Origin of the sequence: Streptomyces sp. NPDC060064 (assembly GCF_042736455.1) — a bacterium.
GTDB lineage: Bacteria > Actinomycetota > Actinomycetes > Streptomycetales > Streptomycetaceae > Streptomyces.
On the sequence record NZ_JBHWWF010000005.1, the window covers coordinates 34,677 to 53,401 of the forward strand.

Annotated in this window: 19 protein-coding genes and 3 pseudogenes; 8 read left to right on the forward strand and 14 right to left on the reverse strand. The window is 69.3% G+C overall.

Annotated elements, in window-relative coordinates:
• Window position 1: 1 nt before the first annotated feature.
• The 7 genes from ACFWDI_RS08150 to ACFWDI_RS08180 form a co-directional block, all read right to left on the reverse strand.
• Window positions 2–1,036, reverse strand: coding sequence for an NAD-dependent epimerase/dehydratase family protein (locus tag ACFWDI_RS08150; protein WP_385302014.1), 1,035 nt, complete (start codon window positions 1,034–1,036; stop codon window positions 2–4).
• Entirely contained in the window at window positions 1,033–3,000 is a 1,968-nt protein-coding gene (locus tag ACFWDI_RS08155) for a fatty acid CoA ligase family protein (RefSeq protein ID WP_385302017.1), read from the reverse strand. Before ACFWDI_RS08155 ends, ACFWDI_RS08150 begins: the two co-directional genes overlap by 4 nt.
• Window positions 3,000–3,947: a hypothetical protein gene (locus ACFWDI_RS08160; protein ID WP_385302019.1), complete on the reverse strand. Its 948-nt coding sequence runs from the start codon at window positions 3,945–3,947 to the stop codon at window positions 3,000–3,002. The genes ACFWDI_RS08155 and ACFWDI_RS08160 overlap by 1 nt, the downstream gene beginning before the upstream one ends.
• 2 nt (window positions 3,948–3,949) lie before the next feature.
• Entirely contained in the window at window positions 3,950–4,948 is a 999-nt protein-coding gene (locus ACFWDI_RS08165; RefSeq protein ID WP_385302021.1) for a 3-oxoacyl-ACP synthase III family protein, read from the reverse strand.
• A 742-nt stretch (window positions 4,949–5,690) separates the two neighbouring features.
• Window positions 5,691–6,482, reverse strand: a complete 792-nt coding sequence (locus tag ACFWDI_RS08170; RefSeq protein ID WP_385302023.1) for an oxidoreductase — start codon at window positions 6,480–6,482, stop codon at window positions 5,691–5,693.
• A gap of 309 nt (window positions 6,483–6,791) precedes the next feature.
• Window positions 6,792–7,487 carry a L,D-transpeptidase gene (locus tag ACFWDI_RS08175; protein WP_385302025.1) on the reverse strand — a complete coding sequence of 232 codons (696 nt, stop codon included), beginning with the start codon at window positions 7,485–7,487 and terminating at the stop codon, window positions 6,792–6,794.
• A 154-nt stretch (window positions 7,488–7,641) separates the two neighbouring features.
• Window positions 7,642–7,773 carry a hypothetical protein gene (locus ACFWDI_RS08180; protein ID WP_385302027.1) on the reverse strand — a complete coding sequence of 44 codons (132 nt, stop codon included), beginning with the start codon at window positions 7,771–7,773 and terminating at the stop codon, window positions 7,642–7,644.
• A gap of 69 nt (window positions 7,774–7,842) precedes the next feature.
• Here ACFWDI_RS08180 and ACFWDI_RS08185 point away from each other — a divergent pair, with 69 nt between their 5' ends.
• Together ACFWDI_RS08185 and ACFWDI_RS08190 are read left to right on the forward strand one after the other, a co-directional pair.
• Window positions 7,843–8,685: a hypothetical protein gene (locus tag ACFWDI_RS08185; RefSeq protein WP_385302029.1), complete on the forward strand. Its 843-nt coding sequence runs from the start codon at window positions 7,843–7,845 to the stop codon at window positions 8,683–8,685.
• Window positions 8,686–8,905: 220 nt separating this feature from the next.
• Window positions 8,906–10,567, forward strand: coding sequence for a protein kinase (locus tag ACFWDI_RS08190; protein ID WP_385302031.1), 1,662 nt, complete (start codon window positions 8,906–8,908; stop codon window positions 10,565–10,567).
• A 155-nt stretch (window positions 10,568–10,722) separates the two neighbouring features.
• Here ACFWDI_RS08190 and ACFWDI_RS08195 read toward each other — a convergent pair whose 3' ends face one another.
• A complete protein-coding gene (locus ACFWDI_RS08195) occupies window positions 10,723–11,268 on the reverse strand; it encodes a hypothetical protein (protein ID WP_385302033.1) in 546 nt (181 codons plus the stop codon).
• A gap of 385 nt (window positions 11,269–11,653) precedes the next feature.
• Window positions 11,654–12,615: pseudogene (locus ACFWDI_RS08200) on the reverse strand (MerR family transcriptional regulator).
• A gap of 277 nt (window positions 12,616–12,892) precedes the next feature.
• Between ACFWDI_RS08200 and ACFWDI_RS08205 the strand changes: the two are divergent.
• The 5 genes and pseudogenes from ACFWDI_RS08205 (at window position 12,893) to ACFWDI_RS08225 (ending at window position 15,038) form a co-directional block, all read left to right on the forward strand.
• On the forward strand, window positions 12,893–13,138 hold the full coding sequence (locus ACFWDI_RS08205; RefSeq protein ID WP_385302034.1) for a transposase: 246 nt from the start codon (window positions 12,893–12,895) through the stop codon (window positions 13,136–13,138).
• 56 nt (window positions 13,139–13,194) lie between these two features.
• Window positions 13,195–13,578: a hypothetical protein gene (locus ACFWDI_RS08210; protein ID WP_385302037.1), complete on the forward strand. Its 384-nt coding sequence runs from the start codon at window positions 13,195–13,197 to the stop codon at window positions 13,576–13,578.
• A gap of 14 nt (window positions 13,579–13,592) precedes the next feature.
• Window positions 13,593–14,048, forward strand: a complete 456-nt coding sequence (locus tag ACFWDI_RS08215) for a hypothetical protein (protein ID WP_385302039.1) — start codon at window positions 13,593–13,595, stop codon at window positions 14,046–14,048.
• Window positions 14,049–14,312: 264 nt separating this feature from the next.
• Window positions 14,313–14,567 (forward strand): annotated as a pseudogene (locus tag ACFWDI_RS08220) (hypothetical protein); the annotation flags it as partial.
• Window positions 14,568–14,579: 12 nt separating this feature from the next.
• Window positions 14,580–15,038: an ATP-binding protein gene (locus ACFWDI_RS08225; protein ID WP_385302040.1), complete on the forward strand. Its 459-nt coding sequence runs from the start codon at window positions 14,580–14,582 to the stop codon at window positions 15,036–15,038.
• Between the two features lie 142 nt (window positions 15,039–15,180).
• Here ACFWDI_RS08225 and ACFWDI_RS08230 read toward each other — a convergent pair whose 3' ends face one another.
• The 4 genes from ACFWDI_RS08230 to ACFWDI_RS08245 form a co-directional block, all read right to left on the reverse strand.
• Window positions 15,181–15,585 (reverse strand): hypothetical protein, encoded by a 405-nt coding sequence (locus ACFWDI_RS08230; protein ID WP_385302042.1) that lies wholly within the window; start codon window positions 15,583–15,585, stop codon window positions 15,181–15,183.
• Window positions 15,586–15,704: 119 nt separating this feature from the next.
• Window positions 15,705–15,866 carry a hypothetical protein gene (locus ACFWDI_RS08235; RefSeq protein ID WP_385302044.1) on the reverse strand — a complete coding sequence of 54 codons (162 nt, stop codon included), beginning with the start codon at window positions 15,864–15,866 and terminating at the stop codon, window positions 15,705–15,707.
• 301 nt (window positions 15,867–16,167) lie between these two features.
• Entirely contained in the window at window positions 16,168–16,941 is a 774-nt protein-coding gene (locus ACFWDI_RS08240) for an SDR family NAD(P)-dependent oxidoreductase (RefSeq protein WP_385302045.1), read from the reverse strand.
• A gap of 89 nt (window positions 16,942–17,030) precedes the next feature.
• Window positions 17,031–17,294 carry a zinc-binding dehydrogenase gene (locus ACFWDI_RS08245; RefSeq protein WP_385302441.1) on the reverse strand — a complete coding sequence of 88 codons (264 nt, stop codon included), beginning with the start codon at window positions 17,292–17,294 and terminating at the stop codon, window positions 17,031–17,033.
• On the opposite strand from ACFWDI_RS08245, the pseudogene ACFWDI_RS08250 reads away from it, so the two are divergent.
• Window positions 17,250–17,434, forward strand: a pseudogene (locus ACFWDI_RS08250) (2OG-Fe(II) oxygenase); the annotation flags it as partial. The gene ACFWDI_RS08245 and the pseudogene ACFWDI_RS08250 sit on opposite strands and share 45 nt — an antisense overlap.
• A gap of 100 nt (window positions 17,435–17,534) precedes the next feature.
• On the opposite strand, the gene ACFWDI_RS08255 reads toward ACFWDI_RS08250, so the two are convergent.
• Window positions 17,535–18,701, reverse strand: coding sequence for a Gfo/Idh/MocA family protein (locus ACFWDI_RS08255; protein ID WP_385302047.1), 1,167 nt, complete (start codon window positions 18,699–18,701; stop codon window positions 17,535–17,537).
• Window positions 18,702–18,725: the final 24 nt, after the last annotated feature.

Below are 18,725 nucleotides of genomic sequence, written 5' to 3' on the forward strand. Positions count from 1 at the left end.
GCTATTTCACCTTCCGGATGAACTCATTGACGCCGCCGATGCTGTTGATCCAAGCCTCCAGTTGAGCCATCCCGGCTTCGTGGCCCACCCGCGGCGGCGCCAGATCCCGCCGCGCCGCCGATATGTCATACGTCGCCGAACGGGTCAGCAGGGCCAGCGAGTAGCGGGAGAGCGGAGGCGAGGAATGCTTGGCCAGCGGCGGCAGTTTCCAGACCATGTCCGCCGTGAAGGCGATTGTGCGCAGGAGGCTGTGGGAGACGCGCTTGGTCGGAGGCCTGCCGCCGAACCGTTCGGCGAGGCCGGCGAGCGTGCTCCAGATCTCCACCGGCTGTCCGTCGGCTATGAAGTACGCCCTGCCGCCAACGCCGTCGGCACGCGCCGCCCGCACACAGGCATCGGCGGCGTTCTCGCAGTAGCACAGCGAGGCGTACACCGGCCTGCCCCCGGAGAGGTCGGGCAGGCTGCCCGTCATCATCTTCGCGAGCAGCCGCGGCATGAAACCGGAGTGGTCGCGCGGGCCCCACACGGCGCGCGGGCGCAGCGCGACGGTGGTGAAGTCCGCGCGGTCCGCGGCCAGCACCAGGCGCTCCGCGGCGGCCTTGGTCTCCGAGTAGAGGTTGAGGTGGCGTGCGGGGAAGGGCTCGCTCTCGTCGATGTCGAGCCGGTCGCCGCCCTGGATGCTCATCAGCGCGCTGGGGCTGCTGATGAAGACGAAGCGTCGTGCCCCGGCTTCCTGGGCGGCCGACATGAGGCGCTCCGTGCCCGAGACGTTCTCGTCCCAGAACTGGCCGCGGGTGCCCCTGTCGGTGACCCGCGCCGCGCTGTGGTGCACCGCATCGATCCCGACCATCGCCCGGCGTACCGAGGCGGCGTCGCGCAGGTCGCCGTACGCGAACTCGATACCTGCGACGGTGCGCAGATAGCTCAGGTCGCTCTCTTCGCGCACCAGCACCCGCACCTGGTCGCCGGCCCGTACACAGGCGTCGACGATATGGCTGCCGAGGAACCCGGATGCGCCCGTCACCAGCACCTTCATACGGAAGCGCCCTTCCCCTTGCGGAGCTGTGTCCGCCACCACGTGGCTCCGAAGAGCATCGTGAGCGCGGCTGTCGCCCATGGTTTGCGCCCGGTGGCGAGTTCCTGCTCCGCGTGCAGCGCGGACGGTATCTGGACCGCGTGGACGACAACGCTCAGGAAGGCGTCGACCCACCACAGAGCGGTCAGCGCCACATGGTCCAGGGGCAGCAGCGGCCAGGCCGCCAGGTACACCCACCCGAGCAGCGGGACGGTGCGCAGCGCCCGGTCGGCCGCCGTTGGGCGACGACTTCCGGTGAGCTGGTCGTCGGCCCATCCGGCCAGCAGCTCCCGGCGGATCTTGGCGTTGTGGCGGACGTCGACGGGAAACGCGGGGTGCGGCAGGAAGTCCGCGATCGCCTTGGTCATGGGGCTGCGCGCGCCCAGTTCGAGCAACTCGCCCTCGATCCGGGGCCATTGCCTACGGTCGGTGCCCGGTGCCAGCTCCACGCACAGCACCGGCCGCTGCTCGCCGTAGGGGCCGAAGCCCACCAGCGCCGTGCGCTTCACCTGCGGGTGGGTGTTGAAGACGCTCTCGCAGCGCACCGTGTGCAGGTCGCCGTCGGCGGCGCGGACCCGGTGGCTCTTGCGCCCGCAGAACCAGATCCTTCCCTCACCGTCGATCCACCCGACATCACCGGTGCGATGCCAACGACGCTCGCCGTCCTGGATCTTGTGCTCGGCGTCGGCCTGGGGCGTTTGGAAGTAGCGCGGGCTGACCGCCTCACCGCTGACCACGATTTCGCCCATCTCACCGGCTGCCACCGGCAGTTTGCGGGTCCATCGGGGGACCGGCCCGTCGCTGACCGCGATGGTGCGCACCGTTGTGCCGGGTGCGGGTCGGCCGACACAGACACCCAGGCCCTCAGCCGGGCCGGCGGCCGGCCCGGCCAGCGCTTCTCTGCTCTCCACCAGTGCTATCGGCAGCGCCTCGGTCGCCCCGTAGGTGCTGAACACACGTGCCTCGTCGGGCAGTACGGCGCGCAGCGCGCCCATCAGCTCGGGGCTCACCGGTGCGCCACCGGAGACGATCATGTGCAGCGACGGCACGTGGGCGCCGGTCGCCGCCAGATGGGCCGAGAGCGGACCCAGCAGCGCGGGGGAGGCGAACATGGCGTTCACGGAGAAGCGTTGGATCGCGTCGGTCAGCAGCGCCGGGTCGGCGGCGCCGACCCGGCCCATGTTCATCTTCGGCACCACGGCCGTGCGGCCCGCCGCGAGGTCGAACACGCCCATCAGGGGCAGGGTGACCAGGGTGCTTGTCATGTCGACGGTGAAGTGGCCCTTTTCGACGCCGTACGCCATGCCCCGCAGCATGCCGACGGTCAGCTCGACCGGCTTGGCCGGGCCGGTACTGCCGGTGGTGTAGCCGATCAGTGCGAGGTCGTCGGGCCCGGACTTGAGCGGAGGCAGCTGCGGCAGGCCCGCACCGAGGGCGGTCAGCTCCTCCAGCGCGGTGCCGCTCCCGCCGCCCACCTTGATCAGGCTCCGCACTCCGGCAAAGGCACGCGGGCGCAGCCGCCGCAGGATGTGTGCGGCCGGTACGCCGATGAATGCCTGGACACCCACCCGGTGAAGGCAGTCCAGCATGCGGTTCAACCCCATGCCGGGATCGACCACCACCGGAACCGCGCCGACGTGCAGCAGAGCGAAGACCAGCGTCAGCAGGTCGACGCCCGGAGTCACCAGCAGGGCTGTACGGGTGCCGCGGCGGATGCCGTGCTCTTCCAGTGCGGCGGCGCAGGCGGTGACGCGGGCGGCGAATTCGGCGTAGCCGACCGAGGCGTAGGCAGGTCGGCCGGCCGACTCCATCCGGTCGCCGTCCGGATGGATGACGGCCGGCTTGTCGGGCGTGCGGACGGCGTGCCAGGCAAGCAGTTCGGTCAGGAACGCGTCCTGGCGCAGTCCGGTTGTGGTGCCAGGCATCAGCGCGCCGCTCCGTCGCTGCCGCCGGCCAGGTGGTAGAGGGAGGCTGCCGAACTCAGCCCGGCGCCAACGGCGAGGAAGAGGATCCGGTCGAAGCCCGCGAGCCTGCCCGCGTCCTGTGCCTGTCGCCAGCCGTAGGCGAGTGCCGAGGTGTGCGGGTCGCCCTGCACCCCTTCGACGGTGACGGCGGCATCGGATGCCACGCCCAGGCGCTTGGCGAGCTGGGCGGGGAAGTCGGGCGACGGCTGGGATGTGATCAGGAGCGTGCGGTCGAGTACCGCTGTCGCTCCCTCGGCGTCGGTGCCCTCCTCGGCCGCGAGGCAGCCGAGTACGGAGTCGACGGCCAGGTCGAGCATCAGCTCCAGGACGCCGCCGTCGCGGTCGACGACGATGGTGTTACGCCCCTCGGAGCCGGCCTCGTGCAGCGGCAGATACCCGTTGACGCCGTGTGCCCCCGGCGCCGATCGGTGGTGCACCCGGCCGAAGCCACGGGCGTCGTCGGTGCGTTCCAGTAGCAGCGCCGCGCCGGTGCTCGCGTACGGGAACTCGGCAGTACCCGCCTTCGACGGGTCCATTGAGGGATGCGTGTCGGCGGAGACCACCAACACCCGGCGGGCGCTCCCGGTTGCCAGCAGGGCACTGGCCGCCTGGACGGCGTTGAGCACGCCGCAGGCGCCGTTCATGAGGTCGAACGAGAACGCGGCCCGCCTGTCGGGGGCGTGCAGGTAGTCCAGGTTGATACCGATGCGCTTTTGGATGAGCGCGGCGACGGACGGTTCGGAGATGTTGGAGTCGCGGTAGACACCGACGTTGATCAGGACGTCGACGTCCGCGGCGGTGAGCCCGGCTTGTTCCAGACAGGCGCTGCCGGCCGATGCCGCGTACCCGATGGCGCTACCGGTGTCGTCGGCCGGGCTGAGGGCGGTGGAGGTGATGACGGTGGCCATGGTCATACCTCCAGGGAGGAGACGGTCGCGGACAGGAAACCGGTCACCACACCCGAGGCGGCGGGTACCAGGAGGATCTTGGACCCCTTGGGTATTCGGCTTTCCGCCAGTGCCTGGTGGAGTACCAGGTAGTGGGAGGTGGTCGCGGTGTTGGCGAACTTCTCGACGACCGAGAGCGTCTGCGGCATCGGTGTGTCGAAGATGTTCTCGCCCACGTGGTTCATGAAGTCGATGAACCGGCTGCCGACCTGATGCTGGACGACGAAGTCGTATCCCTCGTCGGCGAATTGACGACCGTCTTCGGCCAGCTTGTCGCGGTGGAACGTCGGCCACAGCGAGAGCCTGTCCTGGGCGTGCATCTCTTTGTTGTTCGTGTACATGGCCAGATCGCCGGTGTCGTCACTGGGCATGCCCAGGCACAGATGCGAGTACTCCGAGCAGGTCATCAGCTCGATGTCGTGGATCACGTCCGCTTCGTCGGTGGCGCGATCGACCATCACGGCGACGGCCGAGTCGCCCACGGAGAGGGACGCGAACTGGGGGTCCCGGCTGTCCTCCATCTCGCGCGCGGCAGTGAAGGCGATCGGGGTGATGTGCTCCCCACTGAGCACCAGTCCGTTGCGCACTTCACCGGAGCGGATCATCCGGTCCAGCAGGTAGACGCCGGTCATCATGCCCGCGCAGGCGTTGGAGACATCGAAGTGAATGGCGGAGTTGGCGCCGATCTCCTTGGCGATGCGGTGGGCGAATGACGGCTCGAACTGGTGGCGCCGTCCGTCCGTCGTGCGGCTGATGGAGCAGGAAATCACGACGTCGATCTCGGCCGGGGCGTAGCGGGAGCGATCCAGGCAGTCGCGGGCTGCCGAGACTGCCATCGTGAGGCAGTCCTCGGGGAGGTCGGCAGTGTCGTCCGCGACGCGGCGCTCGGCCATTCCAGTGATCTTGAAGAGGTCGAATTCCGGGGATTTCTCCATGCGGGTGAGGAGCTCCGGAGTACTCATAACAGCCGAGGGGAGATATGTCCCGATGGACTCTAATCGACTCTTATTCATAAACCTCTCCTGGTGATTCCTTGTTCACGCGGCGCGCTGACGGGGTGAAAGCCTCAATTGATTCCGGCTTCATCGCCGAGTCGGCCTGGTCATGGTTCATGAAATCCCCGACTTCGGTGCGCCGCCCAATGACGTTAGCGCACTGCTCAGGGGGGTCTGACGCCACGAGCCTGTGATGATCACCACTCTGTGGTTACAGGGGTGTTGCCAAGCGTGATGGCCGAAAAGCGGCTGCCGATATTGCGGCAGGATGCCGGCGAGTTCGGCGCGGAATACCGGAGCGCGCTGGAAGGATGGGACCTTCCTCGGCGGAATCACGCCGGAGCTGCGGGGCTCGCCTCGCCGCGCCTGCCGGATGCGGAGAGGAGACCCCGGTTTTCGAGAGCGATGGTTGTGCACAATCCGCGCTATGTCTGTCCGGATCTCGATCATACGAATGTGATGCTCTGTGCCGACCGCTGCCGCGCAGATGAACAGTGGCACCCGGGGGTACGGGCCTGTGAGCGTATTGGCACGTCCACGTACGGGTGCCCGCCTGCGACCGGAAAACCGCGACACGCATCTCCAGTCCCGGCCGGTCGAGTTGGACGCGGTGGAGGCAACAGGAACGGATACCGCATTCCGCTGACCACCGCACACCTCGGGCCGGAGTGGCATGGGGCAGCATCAGCCGGACAGGATTCGTCAGCGGTCAGGTGGTCTTGATCTGGCCGCCGTCGATGACGAATTCGGCGCCGGTGATGTTGCCGGCGCGGGGGGAGGCCAGGAAGACAGCGAGGTCGGCCACCTCCTGGGGCTCGGTGATCCGTCCGGTGGAGATGCCCATCCGTCGGGGCACCTCCTCCAGGGCCTCCTCGGCCGTACTGCCCGCGCCGGCGGCGAAGGTGTCGGCGAAGCCGCCTGGGTCGGTCCAGAACGGGGTCCGGACCGGCCCCGGAGCGATGGCGTTGACGCGTACGCCGCGCGGGGCGAACTCCTCTGACAAAGCCTTGGTGAGGTTGCTCAACGCGGCTTTGGCCGCTGAGTAATCCACCACCATGGGGAAGGGCAGCCGGGCGTTGAGGGAACTGATGTTGACGATTGCCCCGCCGCCGTCGGCGAGTAGATGTGGCAGCGAGGCACGGCTGGCGCGGACCGCACTGAAGAACGTCAGATCGAAGACCCGTTCCCACTCGGCGTCAGCGACGTCCAGGAAGCCGGAACGGGGGCGGGTCGCGCCGAGGTTGTTGACCAGCAGGTCGATCCTGCCGTGTCGGTCCGCTGCAGCCTGGACCAGCAGGCCCGCACCGTCGGCGGTGGCCAGATCGACGGGGGTGAAGGCGACGTCGTACCTCTCGCGCAGCGCAGCAAGCTGTGGGGTCTCAGTACGGCTGCCGGCGACAACCCGCGCGCCTTCACGGCCGAGCGCCTCGGCGACGGCCAAGCCGATGCCCTTGCTGGCACCAGTGACGACGGCGACCTTGTCGGTCAGGTTCAGATCCATCGGCATGCACTCCTGCGTCGTGAACCCAGCATGAAATCCACCCAAATCGGGCGCATGGAGTCAGTATCACGCCTTGTATCAGCGCAGATGCCCATCGCCACGAGCTCGTCGGGGGAGGAGTCGACCGTGCGCCGCCTACAGGTCGGCACCCGTTGTCGCCGGCCTTGGGCGGGGGCCGGCTGCTGCGGCTTCACCGGCACTGCCGGGCACCGTCTGTGTGTCACATGACAATTACGCCCGGAGGGGGCCGGAACCTGGTTCCGGCCCCCTCCGGGCGCTTGAACGGGCACTGCCGGATCGTGAGGTGTCTCAGGTTCCGGGCTTGCGGCCGTAGATGAAGACGTCGTCGCCGTTACGAAGCAGGCTCCAGTACTTGGCGGCGTCGCTCTTGGTCATGTTCACGCACCCGTGCGAGCCGGGCGGTGCCCAGACGCTGATGCCCACGGAGTGGAAGGCCTGGCCGCCGTCGAAGAACTGGCTGTACGGCATCGGCACGTTGTAGAGGGTGGACACGTGGTCGATGTCGCGCCAGTAGATCTTCTTCAGGCCGGTCCGCGTCTCGTAGCCGTCGCGGCCGGTACGCACCGCGACCGGTCCGTACACCAGCTTCCCGCCGTCCTGGATCCAGCTGAGCTGGAGTGTCAGGTCGACGCAGGCGACGCGGCCCTTGTTTGTGGGGCACTTGCCGGACTTGTTCGGGTTCTTCCCGACGGCTTCCTGCTTGTTCATGAGATCCATGACGCCCCAGGTGATGGGTCCCGCCAGTCCGGCGTTCGGGCTGATCGAGTGCTTCGTCTGGAATGCCTGGATCGCCTTGCAGTCGGCGGCCGACTGCTTTCCGTCCACCGGGCGGCCGAGGAACGTCTCGACCTGCTTCTGGTACGCCCCGGTCTGCGTTGTGCACGAGGCCGCCTGAGCGGTCGTGCTTCCCATGGCCAGAGTGAGCGGGGTCACCAGCGCGGTGATCCCGAGTGCGACGACTCCTCGTCGGCGTATGTCCCCCACGGCTGTCGACTCCTTATGCGGGCGTGTTGCGAGTTCCGCCTGGTAGACGGCAGAGGGGACCCAGTAGTTGCACGGGGAAAGAAGACGGTTCCGTAACAGCTGCCCAGGCGGGCGACCTGGTGGGCCGGGGGCTCCGAGGCCGCGATGGGCGGCGCTACGTGGTGGGGAGTGCCGCTACGACAATGCCCAGCTCGCCGACGATCACCATCACGGGCGAGTCATCGCCCAGCAGCAGCCGACGGGCGCTCGGCCTGCGGGGACACGACCCGGCCGGGGTCTGTGACACGAACCGGACTGGTGGCACGATAGGCGCACAGACCGTACCGGCGGTCGGCACACGTTTTTTGGGGCACCTATGAACATCTGGCTCCCATTCCGACTCTTCGCCGCAACAGCCGTGACCGGCCTGATGCTCACCGCCTGCGGGAGTTCTGGCGGACCCCCGGACGCGTCGGCATCGCCTTCCGCCGCACCGGGGACGTCCTCGCCGTCGCAGTCGCCCACCACGCCCGTTCCCTCGACCCCGTCGGCGACCACATCGCCGGACACGCAAGCGCCGACCACGCCCGCACCCGGCGGCAGCGCGCCTGCGCTCGGCTCCGGGCGCCTCCAGCCGATCTGGCCGTTCGCCACGCTCGCCGAGGCCCAGGCGTGGCAGCGTGACTATCACTCCGGGGGACACCAGCCCTGGCATCTCGACCCGGACCGGACCGCACTGTCCTTCACCCAGGGCTACCTCGGCTTCCGGGACATCGGCCGAATCTCCGCGCATACCGTCAAGGGTTCGCACGCCCGCATCGGCGTCGCACTGCGCGGGTCCGAGGGCGGCACCGCGGCGATTGTCCACCTCGTGCGGTACGGCACCGGTCCGGACGCCCCGTGGGAGGTCGTGGGTACCGACGACACGACGTTCTCCCTGACCATGCCCGCCTACGGGGCGCTCGTACGTTCCCCGATGCTGATCGGCGGACGGATCACCGGCGTGGACGAGAGCATCCGCGTGCAGGTACGCCAGCCGTCGTCCGCGGCGCCGTTGGGCACCTCGTGCTGCACCTCGGCGGGCGGCAACGGCCAGCCCTGGAAGCAGTCGGTGACCTTCTCCGGCGCCCGCGACCCGTTGCTCACGGTTGTCGCCTCCGCCGGCGGGCACATCGCCGAGGTCGAACGCTTCACCGTCACGGTGGTGCGCACCGGCTGACCCGGCTCACTTGATGCTCCCTGCGCCCGGAGCCCGCCCCACGTCGACAACGCCGCCTCACACGTTCGCCCTTGGGCCCACCGCCTACTGTGGTGCCGCCAGGTCGTGGAAGTGAAAGACGGACCAACGACGCGTGACGGAACGGAACGGAGCGAGGGTGACGACGGGGATACGAACGGCGGGGAGCTGTTCGGCACGGTCATAGGCGGGCGTTACCGGGGTGACCTGGCAGTTGGGCCGGGGCGGCATGGGCGTCGTCTGTCGCGCGCTGGACGAGGTGTTGGGCCGGGAGGTCGCGGTCAAGGTCCTGCGTGCGTACAACGACGTGTCCGGACCCGAACTGGCGGACCTTCGCGCCCGGATGCAACGGGAGGCGCGGGCCGCCGCCCGTATCCGGCACAGCGGTGTCATCACCGTGCACGATGTGACCGAGCAGCAGGGCCTGCCGGTCATCGTCATGGAGCTGGTCGACGGGCCCTCGCTCGACGATGTCCTGGCGGAGCGCGGGGCGATGGACCCGCGCGAGGCCGCGGCCATCGGCGCCAAGGTGATGGCCGCGCTCGACGCCGCGCACAAGGTCGGGGTGCTGCACCGGGACGTCAAGCCCGGCAATGTGCTCCTCGACCGCAGTGGGCGGGTGGTGCTCACCGACTTCGGCATCGCCACCATGGAGGCACCCGACGACGCCTCGATGACCAAGCTGACCCAGGACGGGGTGCTCGTCGGGTCGCTCGACTTCCTGCCGCCCGAGCGTGCCATGGGTCAGAAGCCCGGTCCCGCCTCGGACATCTGGTCACTGGGCATGACGCTCTACGCGGCTGTGGAAGGCGGGTCGCCGTTCCGCCGTACATCCGTCTGGTCCACGCTCAACGCGATCGTTACGGAACAGCTGCCGGCACCCCGGCAGTCCGGTTCGCTGGCGCCGGTGCTCCAGGCGCTGATGGCCAAGGACCCGGCGGCCCGCCCGGCGGCCGACCAGGCGCGCCGGATGCTTGAGGCGGTCGCCGCCGGGAACACCATGGGCAGCACGCCGCCCGCAGCCGCAGCAGGCGATGTGCCGTTCCGTCAGCCGGCGCCGCCGTCGGTGACAGGAGCGGACCAGGTGCCCTCGAGCCAACCGGCCCCGCCGCCCGGGGACGCCGGATACCAGCCGCCCGCAGGCCCGCAACTCGCGGGGCAGGGAGCGCCGTTGGTGTCCCATGCCGGTGGCAACGGTCCACGGACCGCGCCCCTCCCCTCGCGCGGCCGCGGCCGGACCACCGTCGCGGCGGCGGTCGCCGCCGTTGTGCTGGCCGGAGGAGGGATGGCGTACGCCCTGGTGGGACCGGGCGGTTCGAACAGCGACGAGCCGCGGAACCACGCAGGCCTCTCGAGCGGCACTCCGAAGGACCAGGCCACCATGGCGGGCGGGGAAGCCGGCGGGAAGGTCGACTCACTGCCCCCCGGACCGTCGTCGTCCCCGTCCCCGTCCACCTCTCGCGCGTCCTCGAACCCTGCGAAGCCGTCCGGCCGCGGGAGCACGAGCGACTCCGCCGGCCCGACGACACCAGGCTCCAGCGGCGGTGGGGTCCCGTCGTCGCCCGCGAGCCCGACAGCGACATCCAGTTCCGTGTCGACGAGTTGCAACGGATGGGGCCACCAGGACCCGCATCCCGGTACCTACGGCTATATGACGGGCAGTTACCACCTCAAGACCGGGCCGTACGCGACATGCTCCGACGTGGCACAGACCACATCAGGAGCAAAGGTCCGGTACCACTGCTACGTCGTCAACTCCCACGGCCACACCTGGACGTACATGCGGATCGCCGGCACCAACACATCGGGGTGGATGTCCAACGACAACCTCACCAAACAGAACGGCCCCGCTTTCCGTTGCTGAGCGCTGACCGGACCTCTGCGGCAAGCTCGCCCCAGGGCTATCGGCTGGGGCCGCGCTGGTTGTCCCGCGCTGCGGCCGCACGGGGAGGGGGCAGGGCAGGCGACCCCGGTGTGTTTCTGTCGGGGTCGCCTGCCCTGCTCGCCGGCCACTTGGGGTCAGGAGCGGTCTGCGTTCGAGGAGCCCGGTTGCGGAGCGGGAGGGCAGTCCACCTGGGTGACAGGGGTGTTGTGGATGCCGTCCTTGGCGCTCTGGTGTCCGTTGTACTCGTAGTAGAGGTACGAGTAGAACGAGATGCTGCCGTTGCAGCCGGAGTCGGGAGCGATCTGGAACGTGAGAGTGACGGTGCGGCTGGCGCCGGGGGCGAGGGGGAGGGCGTAGTTCACTCCGAGCCCGGTCGTGCCGGTGCCGGTACACGTGGCGCCCTCGGAGGCGCACGAAGTGAACGAGTACTTCAGATCGCTGCGTTGTGATGTGGCCCAGGTCGGCTGAATCGACTGATAGACGAACGCGACGTCGGTGGCCTGGTTGTTGGTGAGCGTCATCGTCAGGTTCACGGTGGAGCCCGGGGCCGCGACTGGCTGATCGACGGTGAAGGTCAGGTCGGGTGTGTCGGCAGCGGCCGGCTGGGCCAGTCCGAGGAGGGCGACGGCGATGGCGAGGACCGCGGCGAGGGCGATCCGTCTCAGGTGTGTGAGGCGCATGGCGAGGGAGGCTAGGAGACCGCGCGGCGCCCCGTCTGCACCCACTGGGCCCCGTCGGCAGCCCTCCCGGCCGGAACCCTCCGCTCTCCGGGAGCCGCCGTCATTGCCTCCGGCATGGGCGTACACCCTGTGTAACGAGCCGCGGGCGGTCCGTGAGCGCCATCAGGTCGAGGTACCGAGGGCGGACCGGCAATGGCTCATTCCGCACCGGCAGGGGAGGGGCGCGGGAGCCGGCGAGGGTAGGTCGACGGGCCACGGTCGCGGCGACTCGGGCAGCGTACGGATCAGAGAGAGGGCGGATGGTGTCGTGCCGCCCGCAGGATGACGGCGGCGTTCCTACCTGAGGACAACCATGCCCGGTCCATGCCGCCTCGCGAGCGGCCCATTATCGCTGTGTACGGACATGCAAAGCCTGGATGAACCAGTCGAACACCGGCGCCAGGCTTTCCGGGCCGGCCAGCCGTTGATCACTGCGAGCAGCTGAAAGTACCGCTCCCTGCGAGGGTCGTTCACGCTCTCCAGCCAGGCCAACAGCCGGCGCCGAAGCTCGACGTCGTCGGGGCGGCCGAATACGGGCGCGTACTGAGCCGTGACCACTGCGACGACCGGATCCGCCTGGGGCGAGGCCGGGTCGATGCCGGCCGCCAGGGCTGGGCCGACCTGGTCACGGATGCCAGCGGCAGGGTCGCGGTGCAGTCCCGTGGTGTCGGCCTGGGCGCGCTCGGCCGCATGATGCTGAGCCATGCGCCGCACGCCGGCGCGAAAATCAGGGTCCTGGGACAGTTCGGCCAACTCCACCCACGCTTCGACCTGCTCGGCCTCGGGGTTGTCGGGCAGTTCTGGGGTCATCGAGCGCATGATCCCCACGAATTCTGGATGGGCTTCCAGACCGCCGAAGGCGGTATCGAGGAAATCGCCGATCAGAAGTCGGCGTTCGTCCTCGGAGAGCTTGGCCAGCTTGTGCATGAGATCCATCTCCTCAGGGGTGGACCCGCGCTTGGCCACCGCCGTCAGCACCGCGCGCCGCAGGCGCAGGATCCGGATCTGCACTTCCAGTGCTTCGGCGTGCGCTGCGGCGACCTCGGGAAGCGGGAGCTCCCGGTCCACGACCTTCCGGATCGTGGGAAGGTCCAGTCCCAGGTCGCGCAGGGTCCGCACGAGGTCCAGTCGTGCGACGGCGTCGATGTCGTAGAGGCGGTAGCCGGCCCGGCTGCGGTCAGTCGGCGGCACGATCCCGCAGTCGGCGTAGAACCGAACGGTCTTGACCGTGAGACCCGTCCGCCGGGCCGGATCGCCGATCGAGTAGAGCGTGTCGTTGTCCTCGGCAGCGGCTCGATCCGCTCCCACAGCTCATTTGACACGGTCCACGGCGACGCCCCATAGGCCGACCAACGCCAGCAGCTGATCCAGGTCGATTCGTTTGGATCACTCCCGCTGAGCAAGGTTGTCGTTGATGATGTCCGTGTGACTCACCGCATCGGCATTCTGATCTCGGCCTTCGGCGTCCTTGTCAGCATCTTGCTGCTCATCCTGGCCGTTCGCGAGTACCGCTCCGGGGCATCGGCTCTCTGGATCGGGGCTGGAGCTGTGATCTTCCTCAGTGCTACGTATGCACTCGTGCGGGATGCGCGGCGACTTCGCACGGGGCCGACGGCCTGAAGGAAGGCGTCAGTTCCGACCGGACCCTCCGGCCGTTGGTCCGGGTGTGCCTTTGACTGACGCGCAGTGGGCGCGGATCGAGCCTTTGCTCCCGTACCGGACGCGGAAGCGGGGTGGCCGGTGGCGGGACCACCGTGAGGTGATCGATGCGATCGCCTGGAAGACGCCTCGGGGGAGGGGCTTTCACGGCTCGCGCCGTGATCGTTCCTGATATCCATGGAGGTGTCCGATGACTGACAACGACTCGTCGCAGCCACCGAGGCAGGCGTGTCACCCGAGGTCCTCCGGCGGATACTCGAAGGCCAGCACGACACCGCGGCCACCGCCTGCACCGACTACCGGGCGGGACCGCACACGGCCCCCGGCGAGCCGTGCAACGCGTCCTTCCTGGCCTGCCTGGACTGCGAGAACGCGCGGGCGCTACCCCATCAACTCCCCGTGCAGATCGCACTGCGCGACCGGATAGCAGCCCTGCGCCTACACATGGACCCCGACGTGTGGCGGGTGCGCTTCGAACAGCCCCTGGACCAACTGCGCGACATCGTCGGGCACTACAACACCGTCGAGCAGGAACAGGCCCTCCACGACCTGACCAGCGCGCAGAGGCAGCTCGTCGACGACCTCGTATACGGAAGGCTGGATCTTCGATGATGTCCCGTACCGCCGTGGCAGAAGCCGCCCGTATCGAGGTCGACGGATGGCCGCAAGGCGACACGGTCGTCCTGCGCAGCCGGACGGTCCGCCGTGGCTCCACCGCCATGACCACGGCCCGCTTCGACGACTCAGTCTGGCCTCTGACACCGGCGCACCCCGACGCGCACAGTCAGTCGGTCAACCTGTGGTGGACCACCTACCCGACGGCATCGGTCCGCCAGTTCAAGACCTTCGTGCTCGCAGCCCTGGATGCCCCCTACCCCATCGCCATCAGTGGGCACAAGACCATCGGTCGCGCTGGGCCGGGCACCGTGCGGTTGTGGTTCGTGCGTCTGCGCGCCTTCGCCGTCTGGCTGGAGCACCGCCGCATCGGACCAGCGCGTTGGACGTGCTGTTGTGCCCTGGGTTTGGAAGCAGCGAGCCGGGCGGGGCCCGTCCGCCTCGATTACGCGCCGGCGTGGAGGTAGGCCGCCCAACCGGCAGCACTTCACCACCCGGGACCAGGCCAGGATCAAGATCGCCACCTGGATCACCGACTTCTACAACACCCGCCGCAGGCACACCTCGGCGGCCGGTCATCCACCCGCCGTGTTCGAACGGATCATCAGCACAGCGCGCGCCGACCGCATTCAGCAGGACCAGATCGCGTAAGGAAGGTCTCTACGATTCCAGGGGATTGACACTTCCAACTTCCCCTCCAGTCATGGTCTCTACGCTACGAGGGGAGGGACATCCTCGGACTGCGCAGGAAGTACAGCGACGTCCCTCTGGAGGCCGCCTGCGCGAAGGCCCTGACTGTCGGCGACCCCTCCTACCGCACCATCAAGGGCATCCTGATCGCCGGCACCGAGACCGACCCCGAGCCGGAGACCGGCGACGCCGGCGCCGCAGCCTTCCTCCACGGACCCGAGGGCCTGTTCCCCACCGACATCCCCACCCCAGACCACGGGCGAACTCCACCAGGATCAAGGCCACGACGACGCTGAGGAGACCGTGCGATGAGCATGATGGACACCGCCCTGCGCGAGTCACTGAAGGTGCTCCGGCTGTCCGAGATGCTGGAGACCCTCGACGCGCGCCTGGCCCAGGCCCGCGGCGGAGAGCTCGGGCACCTGGACTTCCTCCAGGTCCTGTGTCAGGACGAGATCACCCGCTGGGAGACCGTCGCCTTCCAACGCCGCCTGCACCGAGCCAAGTTCGAGCGACAGGTGACGTTGGAGGAGCTCGACTTCACCGCCTCCTCCAAGCTCCCCGCCGCCCAGATCCGGGACCTGGCCGCTCTGCGCTGGCTCCACGCCGGCGAGTCCGTCATTCTGTTCGGACCGACCGTTATCCCCGGTTTGGTTTCTGTCTCTGGCGGTCATTCCAGCTCAGGACGCTTCTGCGATCGATGGAGTGTAAGAATGGGGAGTAGCAGTGGCCTTGACGACCCAACCGCCACGGGGACACAGCAGTGACGGTGCTCATCCGTGCCGCGCCGTCTCCCGGCCTGAGGCTACGGGGCAGGCTGCGCCGTACCCAAGCACTCAGCGGCGCGGCCGGTAGCCCGGTCGACGCGGCGCGTCGCCGAACCCCCACCGTCGCGGCGCTTCTTCTCTCTCACCTTCGGAATGTCCCGCGCGAGCTCGCCCACCCGCCGCTGGAGCTCTTGCAGCCACTCCAGCCGCTCCGGACTGACGACGAACTCCTGCTCCTGGTCGTCGTCTCAAGCGTTCGGGCGCCGGTCAGGCGATCCACACCAGGGTGGGCACGTACACAGCGCCCGGGTGCGCGGGTCGTGACGTACTCCGCGATGACGGGCTCGCCCTGCACGACGATGCTGTACCGCGTTCCCAGCTCGTCGAGCTGGTGGCCGGGCGGTGTTTTGCCCGCGTCGACGGCGGAGCCGACCTCGATAGCAAGGGCGCTGAGGAAGTTCAGTACGGCTCGGCGCAGTTGCTGCGGCATGGCGTCGATGTCGGCTGGCCCTTCCTCGCAGAACAGCACCCACCCGGGCTGGTTCACCCGGCGACGGCCTGGGCACGTTCGGTGAGTGCGCTGAGGGGAACGAGGTTCCTGCCGGCGCGGGCGTTGGCAAGCCGCTCGGCGCGGCCGGGGACCTGATCGAGCATCGCGTCGGTCCACTATCGCTCGGCGGTGGCCTCCAGCTCGGCGGCGTCGGACCCGCCCAGCTCGGCGTAGAACGCCATTCGCTCGGCTCCGCTGAGGGCCAGGGCGACGGCGTCGATCGTCTTGGGGATCGCCGGCACCGGGCCCGGGGAGTGGTGAATGGGCTGTGCGCTCATCGGTGCGCCTCCTCGTCGAGCGGTCGCGGTTCCGTGCACGCTGGGTGCCGCGTGACTCCATCGTGGCACCCGCCCACGGCGGCCGGGGCGGATACCCGGGCTGCGGCCGGTAGAGGTTTTACTTTTGGGTCCTCAAGAGCGGACCTGCTGGAGCGGACGGCCTCGGTCGTTTCGGAGCGCCCGGCCGTTTCCGACACGAGTGGTGCGGTCCGCCGGGTTGGAACTCCAGGGCGGTGCGGGGGTGGTTCGTCTTCCTGCGGCGGGTTGCTTCTCCGCACCGCCGTGGCGTGCGGTGAGTGTGTCAGCGGGCGGCGAGGTAGCCGCCGTCGACGGGGAGGATGACGCCGTGGATGTGTGCTGCCTCGTCGCTGGCGAGGAAGACCACGGCGGCGGCGACTTCTTCGCCGGTGCCGGGGCGTCCGTCGGGCTGCCCGGTGGTCAGCTGGCGCAGCATGTCGTGGGCGGCGGCGTTGGCGGGGGTCATGGTGGGGCCGGGGGCGATGGCGTTGACGCGGATGTTCTTGCCGGCGAGTTCGGCGGCCCAGGAGGCGGTGAGCGAGTGGATGGCCGCCTTGGTGGCTCCGTAGAGGGATGCCACGGCCATGCCGACCGAACCGTTGATCGAGCCCATGTTGACGATTGCGCCGCCGATTTCGAGCATGCCCGGAACGACCGCCTTGGTCAGGAGAGCGGGGGCCTTGACGTTGACGGCGAGCGCGCGGTCAAGGAGGGTCTCGTCGACGTCGAGGAGGGATTGGGCGGGGATCAGCTGCGCGGCATTGTTGACGAGCAGGTCGATGGGGCCCTGGGCGGCCTGCGCTGCCGCTTGGGCGAGCTGCTCGACGGCGGCGGTTCCCTCGGCGAGGTCGGCGGCGATGAAGTGGGCGGCTCCGCCGGCTGCGGTGATGGCGTCGACGACTGCGGCGCCTTCGGCCTCGTTGCGGCCAGAGACGACGACGGTCGCGCCCTCGTGGGCGAGGGCTTCGGCGACGGCCCGGCCGATGCCCGAGGTGGAGCCGGTGACTAGGGCGCGGCGGCCGGCGAGACGCTGACGGGGGGTAGGGGTGGTGGTCATGTGAGAGCTTCCTTTGTGTCAGTGCGGGAGGTGAGGAGCGCGATGCCGGTGACGGCCTAGGCCGTGGACGACGATCACCGGCCGTCATGTCACGAAATGAGTAGCAGCTTGCCCACGGTCTCCTGGGATTCGAGGTCGCGGTGCGCCTGGGCGGCATCGTTCAAGGGATACCTCCGGTCGATCAGGACATCGAGTGTGCCGTCGCTGATCCATTGCATCACCTGGGATGCACGCTGCCGCCATTGGTCGGTCGACTCGTGGGAGGCGTCACCCCGGATCCGGACCAGGCGAAGCCCGTCAGGCTGGTCCCACAGGTTCAGTGGCGGAATGGCTCCTCCCGCGCGGCGCCCCAGGGGAACGGACGGTCTTCACCACCCGCGACCGGCCGGTCGTCTCCCGGCGCGGCTGGTCCAACGGCCCGATGCGGCACGGCGTGAGCACCGTCCGCTCCGGACGGCGCCGGACGCTCGGACTCGTCTTCCACGACGCGGCCTCGCCCGGGGCGACACGCCTCACGTCGTCCGTCGGCCCGTATGCCCGTATGCCCGTGGCGTGTTCGCGCGCCCTGGCAGCGGACCGCGACAGCCTTCGTGTCAGTCTCCCTCCGGGCCCACAGGGCCGGCCAGGCTCTGGCGCACCCCGGTCGCCGACGCCTTCTCGACGGCGTCGACGAGGCGGTGCCGAGTGAGCGCGTACGCGAAGTCGGGCACCTCGTGCGTGCCGTCGGCGAGGTCCCGGGCGAGCTGTGCGTAGAGCTGCGCCACGTTGTGCGCCGGGCCGGTCAGCTCCCGCCCCACTCCGGCGAAGTACGCGTCCGGCACGGCGAGTTCGGCCACCCGCGGGTCGTCGCCCCGGCCCCCTTCCAGCAGGAGGGGCGCAACCTGCAGGCTGCCGACCGCGGAGGTCACAACCAGGTCGCCCTCGGTGCCGTTGATCTCCCAGCGCAGGTTGTCGCCGCGGGAGGCTCCGCCGCGGTAGTGGATCGACGCGGCGGCGCCCGAGTCCAGGGTGCCGGCGATCATCACCTGGTCGGGCGCGCTGACCGGCGCCGTGCTGCCGTCGTCCGACAGCGTCACCTCGGTGCGTCCGCGGACCAGGCGGGCGTCGAGGTCGGCGAACCCGCCGAGCACATGGTGGACGGCCTCCAGCGCGTGCACGGTGGGTACGGTCAGGGTGGTGGCGCCGTTGGCGTCGTCGTACCAGTACAGGTTGCCCCGGTCCGTGGTCGGGCCCCACGCGACGCCGGAGCCGACCAGCGTGCTGCCGAGCACCCTGCCCACGTACCCCTGGGCGACCAGGTCACGGGCGTAGCGGACCTCGGGGGCGAAGCGCGCCTGCAGCCCGACGGCCGTCCGCACTCCGGCGTGTGCGGCCATCGCGGTGAGATCCCCGGCCTCCGCGAGGGCGACGCCCAGGGGCCATTCGCTGTAGACCGTCTTCCCCGCGGACAGTGCCGCGGAGATGATCTCCCTGTGGTGGGCGAGCTTCACCGCGACCACCACCAGATCGACGGCGGGGTCGGCGATGAGGTCCGCATGGTTGTCGTACGCCGCGTCCGCGCCGAACTCCTTGGCGGCGGCCTCGGCGGACTCCTGTCGCGACGTGCTGACCGCACGCAGGTCGTACCCGGGTAGCGCCCGCAGCGCGGGGACATGGCCGAGTGCGGCCCATCCGCCGGTGCTGCCGCCGACAATGCCCACGCCGATCGTCTTGTCCCGCTCCACCGTCATCACACCCTCCACAATCTCTCTTCTCTCCATACCGAAGCTGCTCGGTACAGCTCA